At 44.9% G+C, this 23,613-nt stretch carries 9 protein-coding genes; 3 read left to right on the top strand and 6 right to left on the bottom strand.

The features are described 5' to 3' along the window. Nucleotides 1–9: 9 nt before the first annotated feature. The 6 genes from VL525_RS03875 to VL525_RS03900 all read right to left on the bottom strand — a co-directional run bounded on the left by VL525_RS03875 (nt 10) and on the right by VL525_RS03900 (nt 14,411). Entirely contained in the window at nt 10–3,186 is a 3,177-nt protein-coding gene (locus VL525_RS03875) for an efflux RND transporter permease subunit (protein WP_325383544.1), read from the bottom strand. Nucleotides 3,187–3,257: 71 nt separating this feature from the next. Beyond that, nucleotides 3,258–4,436: an efflux RND transporter periplasmic adaptor subunit gene (locus tag VL525_RS03880; protein ID WP_325383546.1), complete on the bottom strand. Its 1,179-nt coding sequence runs from the start codon at nt 4,434–4,436 to the stop codon at nt 3,258–3,260. Between the two features lie 82 nt (nt 4,437–4,518). Next, nucleotides 4,519–5,118 carry a TetR/AcrR family transcriptional regulator gene (locus tag VL525_RS03885; protein ID WP_325383548.1) on the bottom strand — a complete coding sequence of 200 codons (600 nt, stop codon included), beginning with the start codon at nt 5,116–5,118 and terminating at the stop codon, nt 4,519–4,521. Between the two features lie 347 nt (nt 5,119–5,465). Continuing rightward, entirely contained in the window at nt 5,466–7,865 is a 2,400-nt protein-coding gene (locus VL525_RS03890; protein WP_325383550.1) for a TIM-barrel domain-containing protein, read from the bottom strand. A gap of 21 nt (nt 7,866–7,886) precedes the next feature. Then, nucleotides 7,887–10,058: a glycoside hydrolase family 3 C-terminal domain-containing protein gene (locus VL525_RS03895; protein WP_325383552.1), complete on the bottom strand. Its 2,172-nt coding sequence runs from the start codon at nt 10,056–10,058 to the stop codon at nt 7,887–7,889. Between the two features lie 177 nt (nt 10,059–10,235). Beyond that, nucleotides 10,236–14,411, bottom strand: a complete 4,176-nt coding sequence (locus tag VL525_RS03900; RefSeq protein WP_325383553.1) for a two-component regulator propeller domain-containing protein — start codon at nt 14,409–14,411, stop codon at nt 10,236–10,238. A 364-nt stretch (nt 14,412–14,775) separates the two neighbouring features. Between VL525_RS03900 and VL525_RS03905 the strand changes: the two genes are divergently transcribed. The 3 genes from VL525_RS03905 (at nt 14,776) to VL525_RS03915 (ending at nt 23,482) form a co-directional block, all read left to right on the top strand. After that, nucleotides 14,776–17,964: a TonB-dependent receptor gene (locus tag VL525_RS03905; protein WP_325383555.1), complete on the top strand. Its 3,189-nt coding sequence runs from the start codon at nt 14,776–14,778 to the stop codon at nt 17,962–17,964. A gap of 29 nt (nt 17,965–17,993) precedes the next feature. Then, nucleotides 17,994–19,718 (top strand): RagB/SusD family nutrient uptake outer membrane protein, encoded by a 1,725-nt coding sequence (locus VL525_RS03910; RefSeq protein WP_325383557.1) that lies wholly within the window; start codon nt 17,994–17,996, stop codon nt 19,716–19,718. A gap of 188 nt (nt 19,719–19,906) precedes the next feature. Further along, nucleotides 19,907–23,482 (top strand): VCBS repeat-containing protein, encoded by a 3,576-nt coding sequence (locus tag VL525_RS03915; RefSeq protein WP_325383559.1) that lies wholly within the window; start codon nt 19,907–19,909, stop codon nt 23,480–23,482. Nucleotides 23,483–23,613 lie beyond the last annotated feature (131 nt).

A 23,613-nucleotide genomic window follows, 5' to 3' on the forward strand; every position in this document is an offset into this window, starting at 1 on the left:
ATAATATTATTAAGCATTTAACAGTTCCGGCTCAGCTTCCTCAACCGATCCGGGTTCTTCTATTTTCTTTGTACTGATACGCTCATGCAGGTACTGGAACGCAACAAAGAGCACCGGTATCACAAACACACCCAACAGTACACCGGTAAGCATACCGCCCACGGCGCCTGTGCCTATCGACCGGTTACCCAAAGCCGATGCGCCGGTTGCTCTCATCAGCGGGATAAGACCAACGATGAATGCAAATGATGTCATCAGGATTGGGCGGAGCCTCAATCTGGAAGCCTCGAGCGCAGCGGCAACCAGTTTCATTCCGGCCCTGCGGCGTTGTACCGCATATTCTACTATCAGGATGGCATTCTTAGCCAGCAAACCAATAAGCATGATCTGGGACACCTGCACATAAATGTTATTGTCGATACCCATCATATTGATAAAGAGCATCAATCCGAATACGCCGAGTGGTATGGTCAGGATAATAGCAAACGGAAGAATGTAACTTTCGTATTGAGCAGCTAACAGGAAGTACACAAATATGAGGCTCATCGCAAATATTAACAATATCTGTGAACCCGAATTGATCTCTTCGCGTGTCATACCGGTCCATTCATACCCATACCCGCGCGGCAGCGTCTCCTTTGCGGTTTCTTCAATTGCTTTGATAGCATCGCCCGTACTGTATCCCGGTTTTGGTACGCCGTTTATCGTCACCGCGTTGAACAGGTTGTTCCTGGTAACGGTTTCGGGCCCGTAGACTCTTTTTAACTTAACAATGCCATTTACCGGCACCATTTGTCCCTGGTTATTCTTCACATAGATGTTGTCAAGCGATTGCGGGTTCGACCGGTATTGCGCATCGGCCTGGGCCATTACCCTATAATATTTACCAAAGCGGTTGAAATCGGTTACAAAGCTGCTGCCGTAATATACCTGCATGGTCTGGAGCAGATCGGCTATCGACACGCCCAGTTGCTTGGCCTTTTCATTATCCACTTCAATTTCGTATTGAGGATTGCCAGCAGCGAATGTGGTAAACGCATAAGCAATTTCTTTTTTCTGCATCAGCGCCCCCAGGAAGGCATGGGTTGTTGAATCGAGTTTGCCCATGGTGCCGTTAGTACGGTCTTGCAGCATAAACTCAAAACCACTTACGTTACCGAAACCCTGGATGGTAGGGAAGGTAAAGAAGAAAGCATTTGCCCCTTTTACCTGCGAGGCCACCTTTTGGGTCATCATCGCAGTTATCTGGTTAAGGTCCTGCACCGGACCGCGTTCGCCCTGTGGTTTCATGCGGATAAAGCCGGCACCATAAGGTGATGCATTTGCGTTGGAAATAAAGTTCAAACCTTCAACGATGTAATGGTTTTTGGTTATCGGGTCGTTCTTCACAATATCGTTTATCTCCTGCATCGCCTTGTGTGTCCTTTCCAATGAACTGCCCGGAGGGGTATTCACGGCATACAGCAGGAAACCCTGGTCTTCGGTAGGAATAAATCCGGTTGGTGTCTTTTTGATCATAACAAAAGTAACCGCCGAGATCAATGCCAACGCCGATAAGGCTACCCATTTACGCTTGATCAAAAACTGAAGTGACCTTACATACCTGTTCGTAACCGCGGTAAAACCTGCGTTGAACGCTGCAAAGAAACGGGCGCCGAAGCCTTTTTTGGTGTCGTGCCCTTCGCTGCTATGCGTGTTTTTCAAAAATAAAGCACTTAAGGCAGGGCTGAGGGTTAATGCATTTACAGCCGATATCAAAATCGCGATGGCAAGCGTGAATGCAAACTGCCGGTAAAATACACCAGCAGGGCCCTGCATAAAGCCAACAGGGACGAACACCGCCGCCATTACCAGGGTGATGGAAATGATCGCTCCGGATATTTCGCTCATCGATTCGATAGTTGCCTTACGGGCAGAAAGCGTGGTGCTTTCCATTTTGGCGTGCACCGCTTCGACGACGACGATAGCGTCGTCCACAACGATACCGATAGCAAGTACCAGCGCAAACAGCGTTAACAAATTAATGCTGAAGCCGAACAGGCGCATGAAAAAGAAAGTGCCGATAATAGCTACGGGTACGGCAATTGCCGGTATCAGTGTCGACCGGAAATCCTGCAGGAAAACGAACACAACTATGAATACCAGCACGAATGCTTCTATCAGGGTGTGTTTTACTTGGTCGATAGACGCATCCAAAAACTCTTTGGAGTTGTACATCACCACTGGTTCGATACCCTTTGGCAGGGTACTGGAAAACTCTTTTATTTGGCGTTGTGCCTCTGTCAGGATGTCGTTCGCATTAGAGCCGGCCGTCTGGAATATTGCGAGGCCTGAAGTCGGGAAGCCGTTCAATTGGCTATTGGATGAATAAGTGAACGAACCGAATTCGACACGTGCCACGTCTTTTAGCCTCACTGCAGACCCATCGCTGTTGGCGCGGATTATGATATTCTCAAAATCCTTGTTCTTATTTAATTTACCCTTGTATTTTAAAACATATTCAAAGGATTCCTTACTGCTTTCGCCAAAACGGCCAGGCGCTGCCTCAAGGCTCTGATCTTTGATAGCAGCGGTAACATCCTGTGGCGAAAGGTTATAGGCGGTCAGCCTGTCCGGCTTCAGCCAAATGCGCATGGAATAATCGTGCGCACCAAATGGCTGAGCCTGTCCCACGCCGGGAATACGTTGCAACTGGGGTATCAGGTTTATCTTGATATAGTTTTGCAGGAACGTCTCGTTGTAGCTGGTATCCTTACTCGTCAGTGCAACGAACATGATAATACTGTTCTGCACTTTCTGGGTTGATACCCCGGACTGAACCACTTCCTGCGGTATCTGGCTGATAGCCTTAGAAACCCGGTTTTGTACGTTGACGGCCGCAATGTCAGGATTTGTCCCTTGTTTAAAATAGATATTCAGGCTCATGGAACCGTCATTGCTCGAGTTGGACGTCATGTAGGTCATGTTCTCCACACCGTTTACCGCTTCCTCGATAGGGGTAGCCACCGAGCGTGCTACCACTTCGGCGTTAGCACCCGGGTACGAGGCAGTTACCTGTACGGTAGGTGGCGCTATATCCGGAAACTGCGTGATAGGCAGCGTGAAAAGTGATATGATGCCCAGCAAAACCAGGAGAATAGATATCACTGTCGAAAGGACTGGCCTTTCTATGAATTTTCGTAACATAGTTTGTGAGTTGCGTAACCCGGAAATGCTCCCGGGTTACAGTTAAACAAAATGTGAGCGGGCTTTGTGGCTTACAGCGATGCTGTTTTGAACAAGCTGTCGGCCGGCATAGTTTTGGGCTTAATGATAACCCCGTCGTGCAACCGGTCGATACCCTGGTAAACGATCTTGTCGCCTGCCTTTATTCCTCCCGAAACAAGATAGAAGTTGCCGCTTGTACCTGTTACCGTCAATGGCTTGCCAATAACCTTGTTGCTATCTGTCAAAGCGTAAACAAATACCTTATCCTGTAATTCAAAAGTTGCCTCCTGCGGTACCAGCAATGAATTGGTGACCGTGTTTGACAGCCTGATCTTTCCTGTATTGCCCGAGCGCAATAGCCCGTTCGGGTTGGAAAAATTAGCTCTGAAACTTATCGTGCCATCTGTTTTGCTGAACTGCCCTTCGGCTAGTTCAACTTTGCCTTTTTCAGGATAGATGGAGTTGTCGGCAAGCACCAGCTCTACTTCGGGCAGGTGTTTTATCTTGTCCTGCAGGGTTGCACCTGCAAAACGCGACTTGAAGTTGATGAAATCACTTTCGCTCAGGGTAAAGTATGCGTGCATTTCCTTGTTTTCGGATAATACAGTTAATGCATCTGCCTGTGATTTAACTACCAGGCTTCCGGTCTTAAAAGGAATGGTACCTATATACCCATCGGCCGGAGCAGTAATGGTGGTGTAGCCAACATTGATCTTAGCCGATTCTACTTGCGCTTTTGCTTGCTCGACATTAGCTTTTGCTGCATCATAAGCTGCTTTAGCAGATTGCAACTGAACATCTGATATTACATTGTTCTGTACAAGTGGTGTCAATTTGTTCACATTGATCAAAGCATTCGCTAACGAAGCTTTTGCTGAAAGCAAAGTAGCATTTGCATTGTTCAGTTGCTCGGTGTAAGGGCGGGCATCTATTTTGAACAGTGGCTGCCCTTTGTGAACATAAGCGCCTTCGTCGACATAAATGGCGTCAAGATTGCCATCTACCTGTGGACGGATCTCGATATCGCGCTTGCCTTGTAACGAAGCAGTAAATTCGCTGTAAACAGTAACAGGTTTGCTGGTTATGCTTACAACAGGTAGTTCCTGTGGTGGCGGCGCGGTGTTGCCGGCCGTTGACGAACTGCAACTGGTGTACAGTGCAATGGCGGCGATCGCTATAAATAGAGGCAAATAATGCCTGATCGATCTGATGATTGTGGTGGTTTCCATATGCGTGAGAATTAATGATTACTTAATGATAATTTTATGATGTTATTTTTCCTAACGATGTTAGGTTTATCTGGAAAAAATTTTATTTCAAATTTTTTATGTAGCCTGCTATGGCGTCGTCAAGTACGACTTTGGTAAGCTCATCGTCTGCCGGGGATGTCCCTGTTATTTTGATGGAAACCAACCCGTGCAGTACCGACCAGAGGGTATGATATTTAAGACAGGCGTTCACATCAGTTCTATTATTTAATTTCAATTCATTTTCAATAGGTTCGATCATGATGTCAATAAACCTGTTGTATTCGCAGGTGCATTTTTCACTTTCGCAGGACGCCATTCCAATGCCAAACATCAATTGATAAAGCTGAACATTGTTAAGTGCGAACTCCCAGTAAGCGTCGGCCATGGCCCTTATCTGATCGGACGGGTTGGTATATTGGTTCCTGGCGAATTCTAATTTATCGCCCATTTTACGAAACCCTTTTTTACCGAACTCAAGCAGTATCGCTTCCTTGTTTTCAAAGTGATCGTAAATGACCGGAACGCTATATTCAATAGCTTCGGCAATTTTGCGGATGGATAAAGCCTGCCACCCGTCTTTTTTTACCATGTCCCAGGCGGTGTAGATGATATTATTCCGAACCTCTTCCTTCTGCCTCGCCCTGCGCTCTACAATTCCCATGTCAATAACCTAACGGTGTTAGCAAAAGTAATACGGTTTTGAATAATCTTCCAAATGTTTTTATGTTTTTGCATCAAAAATTATCTTTAAATGGAATTTGGATGACAAACAACAGGATTGAATGACAAATCTTTTAAAAATTCCATCAAATAGCAATTTTAGCAGTGACTTTACATTTTGCCTGGACGAAACAGGGGTAATTCGCCAGCATCACTATTTTATGGTTAACACTTTTTCAGGCGATATTTGATTAAATAATTGATAATCAATAATTTATAATGGCAGCTATATGAAATTGTGTTAACCATGTTAACCCTATTTTTAAAGCGATTCCCTGCTGTACTAAACTATAATTTTACAACCATCGCTTTGCCTGTATAGGTTATAGTTTTGTCAGCTGTTGCTGTTATCCCTTCATCGCTGCCATGGGCATCTTTTACAAGCACGATGTTGAATGTCCGCTTTTTAAGCATGCCGGGGAAATTGCCTTTGGTATCAGAAATACTCAATTGGTGTGATTTGTCGGTCCAGGTGATCTTGAAAGTAGCGTATCTGCCTTTTTCATAATGGTAGTTATCGTTCTCATCTTCGTAAAACTTAAACTCGCCGTCAGCGCCCGGATATATCCGAAGCTCGATTTTGTCCGCGGGTTTCTCTGTTGCATATTGCATGTGCTGGCCCATTGGAACAATGGAACCGGCCTTTACATACAGCGGCATAGTTTCTATCGGTACGTTTACTTCCATTTTTTTACCGCCCGAGTATTTTTTGCCCGTCCAGAAATCATACCATGCAGTTCCGGCAGGCAGGTATACTTCACGCGTATGTTTGCCTGATGCAGCATTCTCACCCGAATACAATTGCTCCGTAACCGGGTTTACCAGGAATGCGGAACCAAACATATATTGATCTGGAATATCATATACGTTTTTATCATTCCTGAAATCAAATGCCAACGAACGCATAATAGTATAATTTTCCTGTGTTACCCTGCCCGCCAATGAGTAGATATAAGGAAGCAGCCTGTAGCGCAGGTTATCATATTTTAGTAATATGGCTTTGGTCTGGTCGCTCCAGTTTTTTGAGAATAGTGCTCTTTCGCCCTTCCCGTGTATCCGGAAAATAGGACTGAAGGTGCCAAACTGGAACCAGCGGGTAAATAATTCCTGGAACTCAGGTTTCGACCAATCCGGGGCGGTCCAGTGGTAATGGTAGCCGCCAATGTCAGATGTCCAATAGGGGATACCTGATACGCATGCGTTAATGGCTTGCGGCACCTGGCTCTTCAGCGCCTGGTATGAACAGGAGATATCCGATGACCATAAGGTAGCCGCATTTCGCTGTTCTCCTGCAAATGCCTGCCTGATGAGAAAATAGGCCCTTTTGCCCGGGATATCCCGCCGCCAGCCTTTGTACAAGCCTTTGGAATGTTCAAGCGAGTAGGTATTAAAGTAATCGATGCCTTTACCAACTGAAAAATTGGCTTTGCGGCGTTCATCAAGCAGTGTACCATTATCGGGTTCGCATTGGTCTACCCACCATGCATCCCAGCCATAACGTTTTACAAGGCTGTCGCGTGCCTGGTCCCAATACATTTCGCGGGCGGCAGGGTTATGCGCGTCGTAATAGGTATCGAAAGTGTGCGTAACCACGTTATCCCAGGTAATGCTTGTCAGGAAGCCATTTTTATCCAGGGCATCATAATTGGGTGTTCCCTTACCAAACACCGGCCAGATGGATATCATGCCGTGTATATGAGCTTTGTGCAATTCGTCTACCATAGCTTTTGGATCCGGGTAGCGTTCGGGTTTCATCACATGCGAACCAATAGGCAGAGGATCCCAATAGTACCAGTCCTGCACGATTACATCTACCGGAATATGGTTATTACGATAATTGTCCTTAACTGAAAGTATTTCTTTCTGGCTCAAATACCGGTCCTGTGACTGGAACAGACCGAAGGCCCATTTGGGGTACATTGGCGCTTTGCCAGTGGTAATGCGGTACAGATCGATAATATGGTCAAAGGCCGGGCCGTAGAAAAAATAATAGTCGACCTGTTTTCCGCTTTCCGAAACATATTTAAATTTTGTATTACCGGCTTCGGTTCCATAAAAGTTTGATGCGGAGTAATTATCCCACATGAGCCCAAAACCTTTTGTTGATAGCAACACAGGTATGGCACCGGTCATATACTTAATAGCCATATCCTGGTTGCGACCCTTGTAATTGATAGATAAAGAATCTGTTGGATGGCACCCCAATCCGAAAAGGGCTTCGTCGGCAGGCGAATTAAAAGTTGTGCTGCAACTGTAAGTATCGATGCCCGCCACGGTTTGCTGATGCATCTCTTTATTGCTTTTGTCTTCGGATGTTATGATCTTCCCGGCAGCATCTAGATAGGTGATCGCGTTGGTCTTGCGATTTACCCTGATGATAAGCTTTCCGGTATTGATATCAATACTATTAGCAAACTGGGTGACTGTAAATTTCGATGGCATTTTAAATGCATTATTCACAACCAGCGAGTTAAACACAGGCATCTTTTCGAATACCGTGTATTTCACCTCAACAATATCTGGTTTGCAAACCCTAATCTTCATCAACCCTTTGTCAAGCGTAAAGCTTACGCCATCGTCGTCTTTGTGATAGCTTTTGACAGACGCGCGGGCTATATCGGCACAAAACAGGGCCAAACTTATAATTAGCAACTTAGGGGAGTAGTTGGGGAGGTATTTACTGATCATGAAAATGTATTATTGGTTTAATTAATTCTTTATTTGTACTGTCGCTGTTTCCCTAATATCGGCCGAAGAACTTCCTGCCATTAACATCACAGGTTCGCTTTCCACTAAAAAATCGTTTTTCCGATCGTTCCAGTAAGCAAGGTCTTGTGCCGCAAATTTTAATTGTACCGTTTGCTTTTTTCCGGGCTCCAGGCTTATCCGTTTAAAGGCTTTTAACTCCTTTAACGGGCGTTCAACTTTCGATCCCAAATGTTTAACATATAGCTGCACCACTTCATCGCCAATCCGCTTTCCTGTATTTTCCACGTCGATAGTAACTGAAAGGCTGTCTTTTGCATCGCATTTAGCCGGTGCCCGCAAGTTCGAATATTTAAAAGTGGTATAGCTCAATCCAAAGCCAAAAGGATACAACGGTTTATCTTTCATATACATATATGTGCGCCCGTGCCGGATGTCGTAATCCATGATTTGGGGTAGTTGGCTTACCGATCCAGGCCAGGTTTGGACCAGTTTTCCACCGGGATCAACATCGCCAAAAATGACATCGGCAAGTGCACTGCCCAGTTCCTGGCTGCAGTGGGTCACATGGAGAATAGCAGCTATATGCTCTTGTTCCCAATTAATAGCGTATGGGAAGCTACTAACCAACACCATTACTATATGCGGGTTAACAGCATACAATTTCTTAACAAACTCTTCCTGTAACGAATCAAGCGCTATGCTCTGCCGGTCAACCGCTTCGCGGCCTTCGGTCGGTCCGTCCACCTTTTTCCACCCCAAATTGCCTGAAGGATTGTTACCTACACATACGATAACGACATCTGCAGCTTTGGCCATACTTATGGCAACTAAATTATTTGTAGTGTGAATTACGTTCACGCCCGTCCCGACCTTATTTTTTATTCCTTCCAGCGGACTCACACTATACGGTGGGGTGCCGCTGTACCAGTCCTGTAATACTTCTGCTGACCGGGGACCGACTACCGCTATAGTTCCGGGTTTGTTCTTATCAAGCGGTAAAAGGTTTTGCGTGTTCTTCAGTAATACGATCGATTTCTGAGTGATCAACCGTGCAAAATCCTGATGGCTTTTGCTTAACCAGGGTTCAGGTCCATCTTTAATTGCTGAATAAGGTACCATCTCAGGCGGATCCAACTGACCAAGCTTGATCATCACCCGGAACACGCCGCGCAGGTTTTGGTCGATATCCGATTCTGTTATTAAATTGTTATCCAGCGCGCCTTTTACACCAGCCTTGTAGTTATCGAGAAACTGGTTAATACCCGCTTTGATACATCCCGCAGCAGCTTTTTCCGGAGTTGTGTAATAATGATGGGCAGTCATCAAAAGCTTATAGGCACCGCCATCGGTACATATAATGCCATTTTGTCCCCACTGGTCAACCGTAATATTTTTAAGCATAGGATTTACAGCCTGCGGGATGCCATTAACTTTATTATAAGAAGCCATGTACGCCTTTGAACCGCCAACTTCTATACCCTTGCGAAAAGTGTACCCATAATATTCGTTAAATAACCTGCTATCAAATACCGAATTGCTACTGTCCCTACCATCTTCATTACTGTTGGCCAAAAAGTGTTTCATCAGGGCCGCGGTTTCCCAATACTTCGGATCGTTGCCCTGCAGCCCTTTTATATAACTTACAACCATTGTTGCATTAAAAAAAGCATCCTCTCCATAGCACTCTTCAGTGCGGCCCCATCTCGGGTCGCGTCCGAGATCGGCATTAGGCGCCCGAACCACCAGTCCTCCTTTTTTATATTTTTCTGATTGGAAAAGATATCTTGCTTCATTGGCCTCTATTGATGCAGCGCGCTCCAACAATTCGGGGCTCCAGGTCTCGGCCAGGCCAATACTTTGCGGAAATATAGTTGTAGGCACAGGCGTTTTGCCACCCCAATTGCCAATAATACCCATTGCAACACCATGAAGTCCTTCAATATGGCGGGTACCTTTCACGCCAAGCCGTTCGACCGTTGGGTTGGTGCCCAGGCAGTCTACCTTTTCATCAATGGTCATTAATGAAAGCAAATTCGTTATGCGTGTTTCAGCAGGTAAGTTCGGGTTCTGAAATGGATATTTATATTGACCAAATGCCGTCGATTGGATCAATGCCAATATTGCGCAACAAACAGGTCTGAAAATATTTCTGAAATCCAGGTTAAACAGCATATCAGGTATCGCCCAAGTAAACTAAAAAAGAGTCATCGAATTTATCCAATGACAATATGCTGTAAAACTATTTGAAGCATTTTTTTTTACCTGCAACAAAAGTTAAAATAAATATAATAAATGTTAAATCCGTGTAAGATCACGTGTTCGTAAGAGAGATAGCATCAGATGATGATACTATTTAACCCCGGCCAGGCTCCTTTCGTGGCTGGCCTCATTCCTCTTAAGCTGGTTGACGTAATCTGAGGGAAGCACTCCGAATTCTTCACGGAATACTTTGGCAAAATAGGTAGGGTTGCTGAATCCTACTTCATAAGCTACACTTGCAATATTCAGCTTGCTTTTCTGCAATAATTGGATCGCTTTTTTCAACCTGATGGACCTGATAAAGTCGACGGGTGTTTTGCCGGTAAGAGTCAGCAATTTTTTATATAAAGATACCCGGCTCATTAGCAGAAGCCGGCTTAATTCCTCAACCGAGAAATTATAATTAGTAATATTTGCTTCAATGATATTAACCGCATTTTTTATGAATTTCTCGTCCTCCGACTCGATCTCCATTTGCTGTACGTTTACTTCGACGTGTTTTTGATAGGTCCTTTTCAGCGTTTCCTGCAAATGCAGCAGGTTCTGCATTTTGGAAAGCAATATCTCAAAGTTGAAAGGCTTCATCACGTAATCATTAGCGCCGCTTCCCAGTCCCGACAATTGGTCTTCCTCCTCGCACAAAGCGGTAAGCAGTATTACCGGTATGTCCGCTGTCCTGCTATCTGCTTTTATTTTTTCGCATAATTCTATGCCGTTCATTTCTGGCATGTGAATGTCACTCACTATGATGCCGGGGTGTAAAGCCAAAGCTTTCTGCCAACCCTCTTTGCCATTATTTGCTTCAATAATAGTAAACAAGTGTTTTAAATTGTCTTTAAGATAAAAGCGCAGATCGTCGTTATCTTCTATCAACAATACAAGTGGCTTCCGTGCCGGATCGCCTGTATGTTCTTTGGCCTTTTTCGATTCCGGCGCCATTTTTTGCTGTCCGTCCGTTTCCGGCACCCGATGTTCAGCAATAACAGGCAAAAGAATGGTAAAGCAACTTCCTTCACCAACCTCGCTTTCGACAGAGATATCGCCGCCATGCATTTTTACGAATTCACGTGTGATGGATAAACCTATGCCACTGCCCTGGTTTAACAGATTTTGGGGCATATTATCCTGAAAAAACCTTTCAAATATCTTTTCCTGCTTATCTGCATTGATGCCGATGCCAGTGTCCAGCACTTTTATTTCAAGCAGTTGTTTGCCGTCGGCGCAGGCTTCAGCCTTCAGGCTAAGGAGCACACAAATATGACCCCCGGTAGGTGTAAATTTAAAAGCGTTTGACAGCAGGTTGAATAATACGCGCTCAAGTTTATCGTGGTCGAATGCAGTGAAAAGAGATTCGATTTCGGAGTCGAAAGCAAAGCGGATATTCTTTTTATCCGCAATATCTGAAAACGAGGCCGATACCTCTCTTGTAAAACTCACAATATCACCGTTAGCTGAGCTTAGTTTCAACTCTTTGAACTCCATTTTCCTGAAATCCAACAACTGGTTTACCAGGTTAAGTAACCGCCGGCCATTCCTTTTTATCATGGTTAGCTGTTGTTGCTGATCGGGTTTGTCACTCGATTTGATCAGTTGGTCAATAGGGGACAGGATAAGTGATAATGGCGTTCTGAATTCGTGGCTCACGTTGGTGAAGAACTTTATCTTCATCAGGTCCAGTTCGTGCATCCGGTGGGCTTCTTCCCGTTCCTTTGCGATCTGACGCTCGGTCTCCAATTGGTGTTGCTTTATTTCGAATTCCTTTTTCAGCTTTAGTATGCCGCGGTGCCTGATATAGAGCAAGGCTGCTATGAAAGCTATGGCATACAGTATATAAGCGAGTGGGGACTTCCAGAACGGAGGGAGAACCCTGATCTTAAGTGCGATTGTGCCCGCGTTGCGGGCATCATTACTATTGAATGCACGGACTTTGAAGACATAGTCACCGGCATCAAGGTTGGTGTAGGTAGCTTTTCGTGATGTAGCCGGGCTGTTCAGCCATCCTTTGTCGAACCCTTCCAGCTTGTATTGATATTGGATTTTGTTAGGATTGAAAAAGTCAGCAGCTGCAAATTCAATGCTGAAAACATTTTGTCTGTAATTGAAAACAAGAGACCGGCTTGACGATATGGCTTTTTGAAGAACCACAGATCCTCTTATTGTATCGCCCACCGCCACACTTTTATTAAAAAGCTGGAGATCTGTAAAGGCCAGCTGCGGTTTACGAACCTGGATATTAACTTTTAATGGGTCAAATAAGTTAAATCCATGTGCCCCGCCGAATATCATTTCACCATTCCGCGTTTTGAAAGCAGCATTTAAATTGAATTCTCTGCCTTGTAATCCATCGGCTTCATCAAAATTCTTGATATCAAATTGGTAGTTGTTCCTGTTACCGGTAATAGTAATACATGCAATGCCGTTGGAACTGCTTAACCACATCCGTTTCTGCTTATCTTCTAAAATGTTCAGGACATTATTTGCCGGAAGATTTGTATTGTCATCCAGGTTCGTGAATTTACCCGTTTTAGGATTTAGTACGCTTAAACCGCCTTTCGTCCCTATCCAGATTAATCCTCTGCTATCCTGGGTTATGCCATTAATATCGTAAGCGATAGGACTATTGGGGTTTTTGGCTTGATGGATATAACGTGTGACCTTGTTGGTTTTGGTATTGATAACGTCGATCCCTTCATCTTCCCCAACCCAAACATTTTGCTGCTCGTCAGGATAAAGTACTGCTACATAACTTGAGCTTAAATTGGGATAAGGTTTGTAGAACGAATTCGTATTCCTGTTATAAACACTGATACCGCCGGCAAACGTGCCTGCCCAGATGTTATGTGACCGATCTTCGAACAGGCAATATACGCGATCATCTGAAATGGTCCCGGCTATCTTATCATTATGCCTGTGGTGAACGAATGTTTTCCCATCAAAACATTCGAGTCCGCCAAAATAGGTTCCTATCCAAAGCTTACCCTCATGGTCTATGCACAAACTTATAACAATATCGTTGCTTAAGCTGTTGACATTGCCAGGGTCATGCGTGTAGCGGGTGTATTTATTGCTTTTTCTGTCGAAGTAGATCAGCCCGCCTCCGTTTGTACCTATCCATAAATTGCCGGCTTTATCTTCTTTAAAGCAGTCCACATCTTCAAAAGGCAGGCTTGCTTTGTCTGCGGGGAAATGCCTGTAAAGCGGGAACTGGAAAATACCTTTGCGGTAATAGCTTATACCTTGTTTGTAGGTCCCCGCCCAAATGATGCCTTCCAGATCCTTATATAATACCACACTATTTCCCTTGAGTGATTTAGGATCATCGTCGCGGGAGGTTAGATAAATGATATTGAAAGTTTTTGGGTCAATAACATCGATTCCTCCATGATCCGTGCCTATCCATATCTTTTCGTCATCGCCAACTGTAATGGAATTAACAATGTTGGAATTTAACTTGTAGCGGGGCTCTTCTTTAGCGAAATGTTTAAAAGTTCTTGAACCGGCATCGTACCTGTATACGCCTATCTGGCTTCCGTTTGCCCATAGCCAAAGATTCTGCTGCCGATCAACGGTTGCAAAAAATGAAAGATTGCTTTTGCCCCCGGTTGTGGACGGCACATGTGCAATTTCAATAATACGGTGGTTGTTTATATCCAGTTTTTCGAGTGTGCCGTCGCCATAGATCACCCAGATAATACCATTCCCACAATCAGCAATATCCATCACCTGGTCGGAGTGAAGGGAAATCTTCGATTTAGCCGAATGATCGAAAAATTCAGTTATGCCGCTTTGTGGCTGATAGCAGTAAGCACCCTTATTGTTTGTAATGAACCAAAAATTGCCCCAGCTGTCTTTTTTAATTAACCGCAAGTCTGATGTGCCAACCTTGAACCTGTCGAGCTGGCTATGTATATTATTAGAGAATTTTTCGGTTTGCGGGTCATAAATACTGAAATAATTGTGTGTTAATACCCACATTTTGTTTTCCGGCCCCTCAAATATGTTCGAGACGAAATTTTGGGCGATAGAATTGGTGTCCCTGCTGTCATTCTTAAAAACCCTGAATTTATAACCATCATACCGGTTAAGACCCGACGTTGTGCCAAACCACATAAAACCATTGGAGTCCCTGAAGATGCAATTGATCTGGTTATTTGATAGCCCGTTATTAATATCCAGGTTATAGAATTGATAGGGATTGTTTTGGCCAAACAACGTATGTTGACTTAGAAAAAACAACACCACCAGGAAGAAAAGTCTCACTCTCATTAACGTTATAATTGGTATGGCCGGCTAGCCTTCGGTGAATCTAAATTATGAATAAATGTTAGATATACAATAATAATTAACAGGAACCGGAACTTTTTAAAGTGTTAAAAGAGTACCATTTAAAAATACGTACAAAACAACGTGTAAAATAGTATCAACAAATGTTATAAATAGACCATTAATTGCCGAAAATAAAATTTCATAGACAAGATTTATTTTTATAATTATCTGATAGTCAATTAAAAAACACCGGGTTAACATTTGTTGTATAAACTTTAACATTTGTGTTACAGTTGGTGCCTCCCGGGCAATAATTTTATTCATTGTCAAATACAACCAATTTTCAACTTCATCAAAACTTATTATGATTAAAAAATTACGAATTATTCACGTCGTGACTTTAGTCGGGTTGTGCTTATCGCTGCTGCTGGTAAGCAGCCCCGGTTTTGCACAAAGTAATACCGTTAAAGGAACGGTAACCGATGGCGATAGCGGATCGCCTTTGCCGGGAGTAACCATCACAGTTAAGGGCTCCCGGGCTACAACGGTCAGCGATGTAAACGGTCATTACTCCATCGCTGCAGCGGCTAACGGCACGCTGGTATTTGTTTATATCGGCTATGCAACGCAGGAGGTTCCTGTAGGCGGGCGGGCCGTTGTCGATGTCAAAATGGCAACCGATAACAAAGCACTTTCTGAGGTTGTAGTTGTCGGCTACGGTACCGCCAAGCGAAAAGACCTGACCGGGTCGGTTAGCTCCGTGACAGCGGCGCAGATCGCATCAGTCCCGGTTACTACCCTTGACCAGGCATTACAGGGCCGGGCGGCGGGCGTGCAGGTTGTGAGCAATGATGCCTCACCCGGCGGTAATATCAGCGTACTTATACGTGGTATCGGTAGTCTTGCCAGTGGTGGTAATGGGCCGCTATATGTTGTGGATGGTTATCCTCTCGACGGCAGTATCAACAATATCAACCCGAGCGATATTGCATCTATTGATGTATTGAAAGACGCATCTGCAACTGCGATCTACGGTATACGCGCTGCAAATGGCGTTGTCATCGTAACAACAAAAAAGGGAAGGAAGGATGGCGTCCAGGTTTCATTCGATGCATACAACGCATTCCAAAGCAAGCCAAAAGAATACAATATTCTGAACGCCCAGCAGTGGGCCACGCTGGCTAATGAGGTGGCTGATGCAGACCCGCAACACAACTTTGCCGAATTGCAGCAATGGCGTACCCCAGCCTCGTTAACTAATGCCGACTGGCAAAATGCAATGTACCGTACTGCGCAAACCCAAAGCTATAGCCTGGCTATACGCGGCGGCAGCGAAAAGGTACAATCCGCAACGTCACTTGGATATTATGATCAGAAAGGTATTGTTCTAGGCTCATACTTCAAAAGGGTAACATTAGGTTCAAATGTCGATTATAGTCCTATGAAATGGCTGAAATCGTCAACCAGTGCCAAATACACTTACCAGGATTCAAACAATCCTTTCGGGACAGGCAGCCTGGTGCAATTAACCCAATTGCCTCCGACATTGGATGGCGGTAATAAACAAACCTCGCTGATAAAGGATAATAATAACAATTATGGCTTTTATAACCCGCAAAATACTTATGTAGCCAAATATGGTAACCCGGTTTTCACGGTAGAAAATGACCGTTATCAAAACCTGACCAACTTTTTGCTGGCCAACACTTCATTAGAGGCTACTATAATTGATGGGCTTAAGATAAAAACCAATGCGGGTGTTAACGTGAACGAATACAATGGTTATTTCTTCCAGCCGGAGGATGATCGCCTCGATCAGCAATATAATTTGGGTGGTGCAACCCAAAATGCTTTTTATAGCCAGCATCTGAACCAAACTTTTAACTGGTTATGGGAAAATACCATCTCTTATGACAAGACCTTCGGTAAGCACACCATAAATTTTGTAGGTGGTGTTTCGGAACAAAAGAATACGTACACCGCCATGGGCGGCAGCGGTATCCCACCCAACAGCGTTATTCGCGATTTGGGCCAGGTGCGTAACCTGCAGCTCGACGCTTTGGGCAATGGGCAAAGCATCTATTCCCTGGCTTCACAATTTGCCAGGCTATCTTACAGTTTCAACGACAGATACCTGATAACAGGTACTATCAGGCGCGACGGTTCTTCGAAATTTGACGCAGGGCATCAATATGGTACATTCCCATCTGGCGCTGTTGCGTGGAAAGCTAAAGAAGAGTCGTTTTTGAAGAATGTGGATTGGCTATCCGATCTGAAGATCAGGGCCAGCTATGGCGAGGTCGGTAACCAGGGCTCAATTGGCCTGTTCCAGTACCAGGCGCTTTATTCAACAGGATCGGCACCGGCAACCAGTGGTAACCTTGGTTATCCGTTTGATAAGTTGTACCAGGGAGGTATTGCTTCGGTACAACCATCAAACCCTGATCTGAAATGGGAAACAGATACCCAAACCGATATTGGCGCGGACATATCGTTCCTTCATGGCGATCTGACCGTAACAGTCGACTGGTTCGACAGGAAGTCAAAAGACTTTCTGCTAACGCTGGCAGCGCCTGCACAGACAGGTTACAATTTCCTTACCCGTAATGTGGGCAGTATGGAAAATAAAGGTTTCGAGTTTGCAATCAACTATAATCACAGAACAAGTGAGTTCAAATATGGCGTGGGTTTAACCCTAACCACAGTTAGCAATAAACTGACGAGTATTACTTCAGGAACAAACTTCGTAACCAACTTTGGTGGTCTTAGTTTAGCCGGTATTGGCTGGTCTACCTTTACTGAAACAAATGTAGGACAGCCCGTAGGCGAATTCTATGGTTATAAAACACTTGGTATATTCCAGACACAGGCACAGGTGGATGCTTTGAATGCCTCGGCAGCGGCTAAGAACCCATCCAATCCTTACTACCAGAAAACAGCAACAGGCCCCGGCGATCGCTATTTTGCTGATACCAATGGCGACGGACAGGTTACTCCGGCTGACCAGGTGAGCCTGGGTAGCCCGATACCGAAGTTTTATGGAGGTCTGAACTTTGACTTTTCGTACAGAGCATGGGATTTTAACGCTTATTTCTATGGCGTTTACGGAAACAAGATACTGAATTATGAAGAAAGCTCGCTGGAAAGTTTCCAGAACAGGAGTTTTGTGGGTGTGGAAAACGTTAGCTATGATTATTATTTGCATCATTGGACGTCTACCAATCCATCCAACATTTACGCCAGGGCCAATTACAATGACGACGCCATCGGCAGCAATGTGCCATCAAGTTCATGGATACAGAACGGCAGTTTCCTGAAATTGAAAAACGTAACCGTGGGTTACACATTGCCATCAGACCTTGTGAGCAAGGCGTCACTAGCCAAAGTAAGGGTGTATTTTTCAACCCAAAACCTGTTTACAATAACAAGCTACAAAGGGCTCGATCCTGAAGTAGGTATGCAGGGAGGAAATGCAACCCAGAACGGTGTGGATAATGGCACTTACCCGTCATCCAGGTTTTACACTATCGGTTTAAATGTGACATTCAAATAAAGAGCAATATAATATTGAAAGATATGAAAATGAATAAGAAAAATATTTCACTGATAGCCCTGGTCGCGGTGCTATTGATCCCGCTCAGTTGTAAAAAGAGCTTTTTAAACCAGACGAATACTTTCTCGTCTACGGCGGGTGCAACCTTCCAAAAATCATCGGATGTAGTGGCCCTGGTAAACAGCATTTACGACAGCTACCAAAACAGCGATCTTTTAAAGAAATCGATCTGGTACTATGCGAATTTCCAGACACACGACTGGTTCAACTATGGAGCTGATATTGTTTGGAACAATTACCAGATCAACTCCGATTTCGGTGCCCTCTCGACCTTCTGGAACAACGCCTACATTGGTATAGCCAGGGCCAACGCTGCCTTTGGTATCATAGCAGATGCGAAAGCGAAGGGAATAGTGACACCGGCTTTGGCCGACCGCCTTACAGGTGAAGCTTACTTTTTGAGGGGTATGACCTACTATTATCTCGCCGGCTCATTTGGTGGGGTTCCATTAGAATTGAGCCCAACATCAAATGGACTGACACCGCGAAGTTCACAGGATGAGGTTTTCAAACAGGTAGTAGCGGATATGCAGCAGGCAGAACAGCTGCTTTTGTCTAAAACAACACTACCTTCTACTGATCTGGGCCGAGCAACCAAAGGAGCTGCTTACGGCTATGAAGGTTCCGCTCAAATGTGGTTGGGCGATTATGCGGCGGCTTTAACTGCTTTCAATAATCCAGAACTAACAAACAACTACCACTTGTTGCCAAACTTTATGGACGTTCACGAATTTGACCATCAAAACAATGATGAATCGCTGTTCGAGATACAGTTTGACGTTCAGGGTTCACAAAGCTGGGACGGTGGCTGGCAGAATGGTGGCGAGGTTGCCTGGATAGACGATTTTAGCTGGCCTGAAGAAGTAGACAACTTTGGATACGACTATGGCAACCCGGGTCTGTGGCTTTCTTATCAGCCAGGCGATCTGCGCAAGGCGGGCACTATTATCGGTCCCGGCGATGCGATTGTTAGCCCTGGCATAGTTGCCAAATGGGGCGGCATAAAAGGATATCCTGAAGTAGTTTCGGGCTTTACCAACGGCGACCCCCGCTATATAGGAGACGACGGTAAGATCATCAATACCTGCGGAACGGCTACAAAGCCGTGGTATGGTGTATCCGACCAAAAACGTTCCGGCTATTACTGCGCAAAAAAATGGAGAGACCCTAACCTAACCGGTAATTCGGGTTCACAGGTTATCTTCGGTTCGCAAAACCAAATAATGCTGCGTTACGCGGAAATATTGCTTGACAGGGCCGAGTGTAAAATCCGCACAGGCGATGTTGCAGGAGGTTTGGCCGATATTAAGACCGTAAGAGACAGGGCATGGGGTGGCACGGCTCCGGCAACTATGCAGGACGGCGCCAAATACGACGGTACAGCAGCTTCGCCTATAACCGACCCATTGCAAATGGTTTTGAGCGAATACAGGCATGAACTGACAGGCGAATATTCGTTGTTCTATAACCTTCGCAGGGCAGGCCCCGGTGTGGCGGCTGCCTTTATTCATGAAGCATACGGAACAGACGCAACGTCGACCCCGCAGCCTAATCCGGCTCCGGGCCCGACACATGACGGTCAGCCGCATGGTGTTTGGCGTACGGCGCTACCAGACGGGCGCGACCTGTTGCCTATACCGCAGGCAGCTATCGGGCTTAACCCGAACCTGACCCAAAACCCTGCTTACCGATGAGAACTCAATACACAACATGAGAGTTGATTTATAATTGGCTTGGCTTTCCCCGTTCGGGGAAAGCCTTTCTTAGTTAATAGAGCCAGGTATAACACTGCCTGGTATTTTTATCACCGGGTTTTGAGCAAACCAATTAAATAGCTAAATTCAATCGGAACTCCTGGCTTCCCGGTTATTAAACTGTATATATGAAAAAGTTTTATCCATTTGTGTTTCTGCTTGGCCTTTTAAGTTTTTTTTCATGTAAGAAACATACACTTTTCGAAAAAATTTCCTCGTCGCATTCCGGTATTCATTTTAATAACCAGATCGTTGAAAATGACACCATAAATCCTTTCGATATCGTCAATATTTACAACGGCGGTGGAATCGGTGTAGGAGATTTCAACAACGACGGCTTGCAGGACCTTTATTTTACCGGCAACGTTGTGTCCAATAAACTGTATCTCAACAAAGGGGATTTCAAATTTGAGGATGTAACGGACAAAGCCGGCGTAAGCGGCACGGGCCGATGGGGAAGAGGGGTTTCAGTTGTCGACATTAACAGCGACGGCCTGATGGATATTTATGTATGTAATACGGTTTATGCCGATTCAAATCGCAGGGTTAACTTATTGTATGTTAACCAGGGGGTTGATAAGGATGGGGTGCCGCATTTTAAAGAAATGGCAAAGGAATATGGACTTGACGTTCATATACAATCAACCATGGCTACCTTTTTTGATTATGACAATGATGGTAATCCGGATATGTACCTTACAGATAACGAGGCCAGTTCAACCTACTACCCCAATATTTTTGGCCCTGCTGCGGCTAAATACCCGCATTCAAGCATGGGGAGATTATATCATGCCGAATGGGATGCAAAGCTGAAGCATCCTGTTTTTCACGATGTTTCTTTTAAAGCAGGCATCGATCTGCAGGGACTAGGCCATGCAGCGACTGTAGTTGATATTAACCGTGACGGCTGGAAAGATATTTATGTAAGCAATGATTTCCTCTCGCCGAACCTGTTGTACATCAATAATCACGACGGTACTTTCACCGACAGGTCAAAAGAGTATTTTAAGCATACCTCGTTCAATGCGATGGGGCAGGACATAGTTGATATCAATAATGATGGCCTCGCTGATGTTTTTGAGCTGGATATGAACCCGGAAGATAATTATCGTAAGAAAATGATGATGCCACCAAACAGTTATCAAACTATTCAAAGCTTTAATCTTTTTCATATTCAATATCAGTATGTGCGAAACACCTTGCAGCTAAACCAGGGTCCGCGCGTATTGCAAAACGATTCGCTTGGCGCTCCGGCATTTAGTGAGATCGCATTTATGAGCGGCATAGCTCAAACGGATTGGAGCTGGACACCTGTGATCACCGATTTTAACAATGATGGTTACCGGGACGTGATAGTTACTAATGGGTTCCCTAAGGATGTAACAGATCATGATTTTATGGTTTACCGGCAAAATGCGTATGCAATCGGGTCAAAAAAACAGGTATTAGAGCAAATACCTTCTGTGAAGATACATAACTATGCTTACCGCAATAAAGGCAATCTGACCTTTGAGGACGAAACTAAGGATTGGGGGCTTGCGGTACCAAGCTTTTCCAATGGTGCTGTCTATGCCGATCTGGACAACGATGGAGCGATGGACATGATCGTTAATAACATTAATGACGAAGCATTTGTCTATCGAAATACTTCGCGCGACAAGGATAGCACCGATACGCATTTTATACAGGTAAAATTCAAGGGGGCCGGGCACAACCCCGGGGGTTTAGGAGCCTGGGCCGATATATACTATGATAACGGCAAACACCAGGTATCTGAAAATAATCCTTACCGGGGTTACCTGTCTACCGACGAAAATATCGCGCATTTTGGCCTCGGGAAAACCGGTAAACTGGATTCAGTAGTTATTCGCTGGCCGAATGGTAAAAAACAGGTGCTGAAAAATGTGAAAGCCGACCAGGTAGTTACGGCTAACGTTGTTAATGCAAATGAATCTTATTCATGGGAACAGCCAAAGGTTGCCCCGAATGCCTTGTTTACCGAGGTGGATAGTGTGAAAAATATCAGGTACCACCACGATGAGGGCGATTTTATCGACTTCAATGTTCAAAAATTAATACCTCACAAACTATCGGAATATGGCCCGGCGCTGGCAGTGGCCGATGTTGATGGCAACGGTTTGGACGATATCATCACCGCAGGCAATTCAGCACTTCACTCTCAATTGTTTTTGCAGCAGGCCGACGGTAAATTTATAAGGCGCGACCTGTTCCCCGATCAGAAAGGTAAGTTTACTGAAACCAAAGATGAGGGTATGTTACTGTTCGATGCCAATGGAGATGGTAAGCCGGATCTGTATATCGCCAGCGGAGGTTACAAGAGTGCTCCCGGCAGCCCAAACTACCAGGACCGTTTATATATTAACGATGGGAAAGGAAATTTTACTCTCGCGGCAAATGCATTGCCAACAGATCATACCAGTAAACTATGCGTGCGGGCTGTGGATTATAATAAAGATGGCAAACTTGACCTGTTTGTTTCGGGCAGGGTAGACCCATGGAATTATCCCAGGCCGGTGTCAAGCTGCATACTGCGCAACGACAGCCAGAACGGTGTGGTGAAATTTACCAATGTGACCAGCGAGGTTGCGCCTGCCTTAACAAATATCGGCATGGTTTGCGATGGCCTTTTTACTGATTTTGACGGCGACGGCTGGCCCGACCTGGTGATGGCAGGAGAGTGGATGCCGGTTACATTTCTTAAGAACGATCATGGAAAATTTGTAAACGTGACCTCGAAGACTGGCGTAGGCACGCAATTGGGTATGTGGAATTCAATTGTTGCCGGCGATTTCAGGCACACGGGCCGCATGGATTATATTGTCGGAAACCTGGGTGAAAACAGCTTACTGCAAGCCAGCGATAAATATCCCATATACATTACCGCAAAAGATTTCGATCAGAGCGGAACCTACTCTGCTATACCGTCCATCTTCCTGCCCGATCAGAATGGTGATAAGAAGGAGTTTCCTATGCATGGACGTGATGATATGCTGAAACAGATGATCAGCATGAAAAAGAAGTACACCAATTACAAATCCTACGCTACCGCTACTATGGATGACATATTATCACCCGAACAGCGAAAGGGGGCCTTGCGTCTTAAAGCAAATATGTTAAAGTCGTGCTATTTGCGCAATGACGGGAATGGGAAATTTACCATCATACCGCTCCCCGCTGAGGCACAATTCTCAACTTTGAATGGGATGGTGACAGGCGATTTCGATGGTGATGGCAACCAGGATGTGGCCATTAACGGTAATGATTACGGCACCGACGTTTCCATCGGCAGGTATGATGCGTTCAATGGTTTGATACTGAAAGGCGACGGCAGGGGCGGTTTTAAGCCGATGACCATTGCTCAAAGCGGTATTTACATTCCCGGAAACGGCAAAGCTTTGGTTAAGTTGAGGGACAATAAAGGGAACCTGCTATTGGCAGCAAGTCAGGATAAAGGCTTTATGAAGGTTTATCAATTGAATTCCAGGTCGAATACTATTTCCCCTGCGGCAACGGACAGTTATGCGTTGATAACTTATAAAAACGGTAAAACCGAGAAGCAGGAGTTTTATTATGGTTCGTCATTCCTTTCGCAATCAGCACGCTTTGTCAAACTTAATGACCAAATGGTTAGTATCACTTTTTTTGATGATAAAAACACGGGGCGAACTGTTAAAGTGAACTAACATGGTCCGGATAAAAAAGGGCTTTTCCATGTGAAAAGCCCTTTTTTTATTTCCGTAAGTTCATGAATCTGTCACCGCATCTTAGGCGGTGTACCTTCTAATAGCTTCAATATAAGTATATAAGCTGCTTA

It is taken from the genome of Mucilaginibacter sp. (genome assembly GCF_035492695.1).
Taxonomy (GTDB): Bacteria; Bacteroidota; Bacteroidia; order Sphingobacteriales; family Sphingobacteriaceae; genus Mucilaginibacter.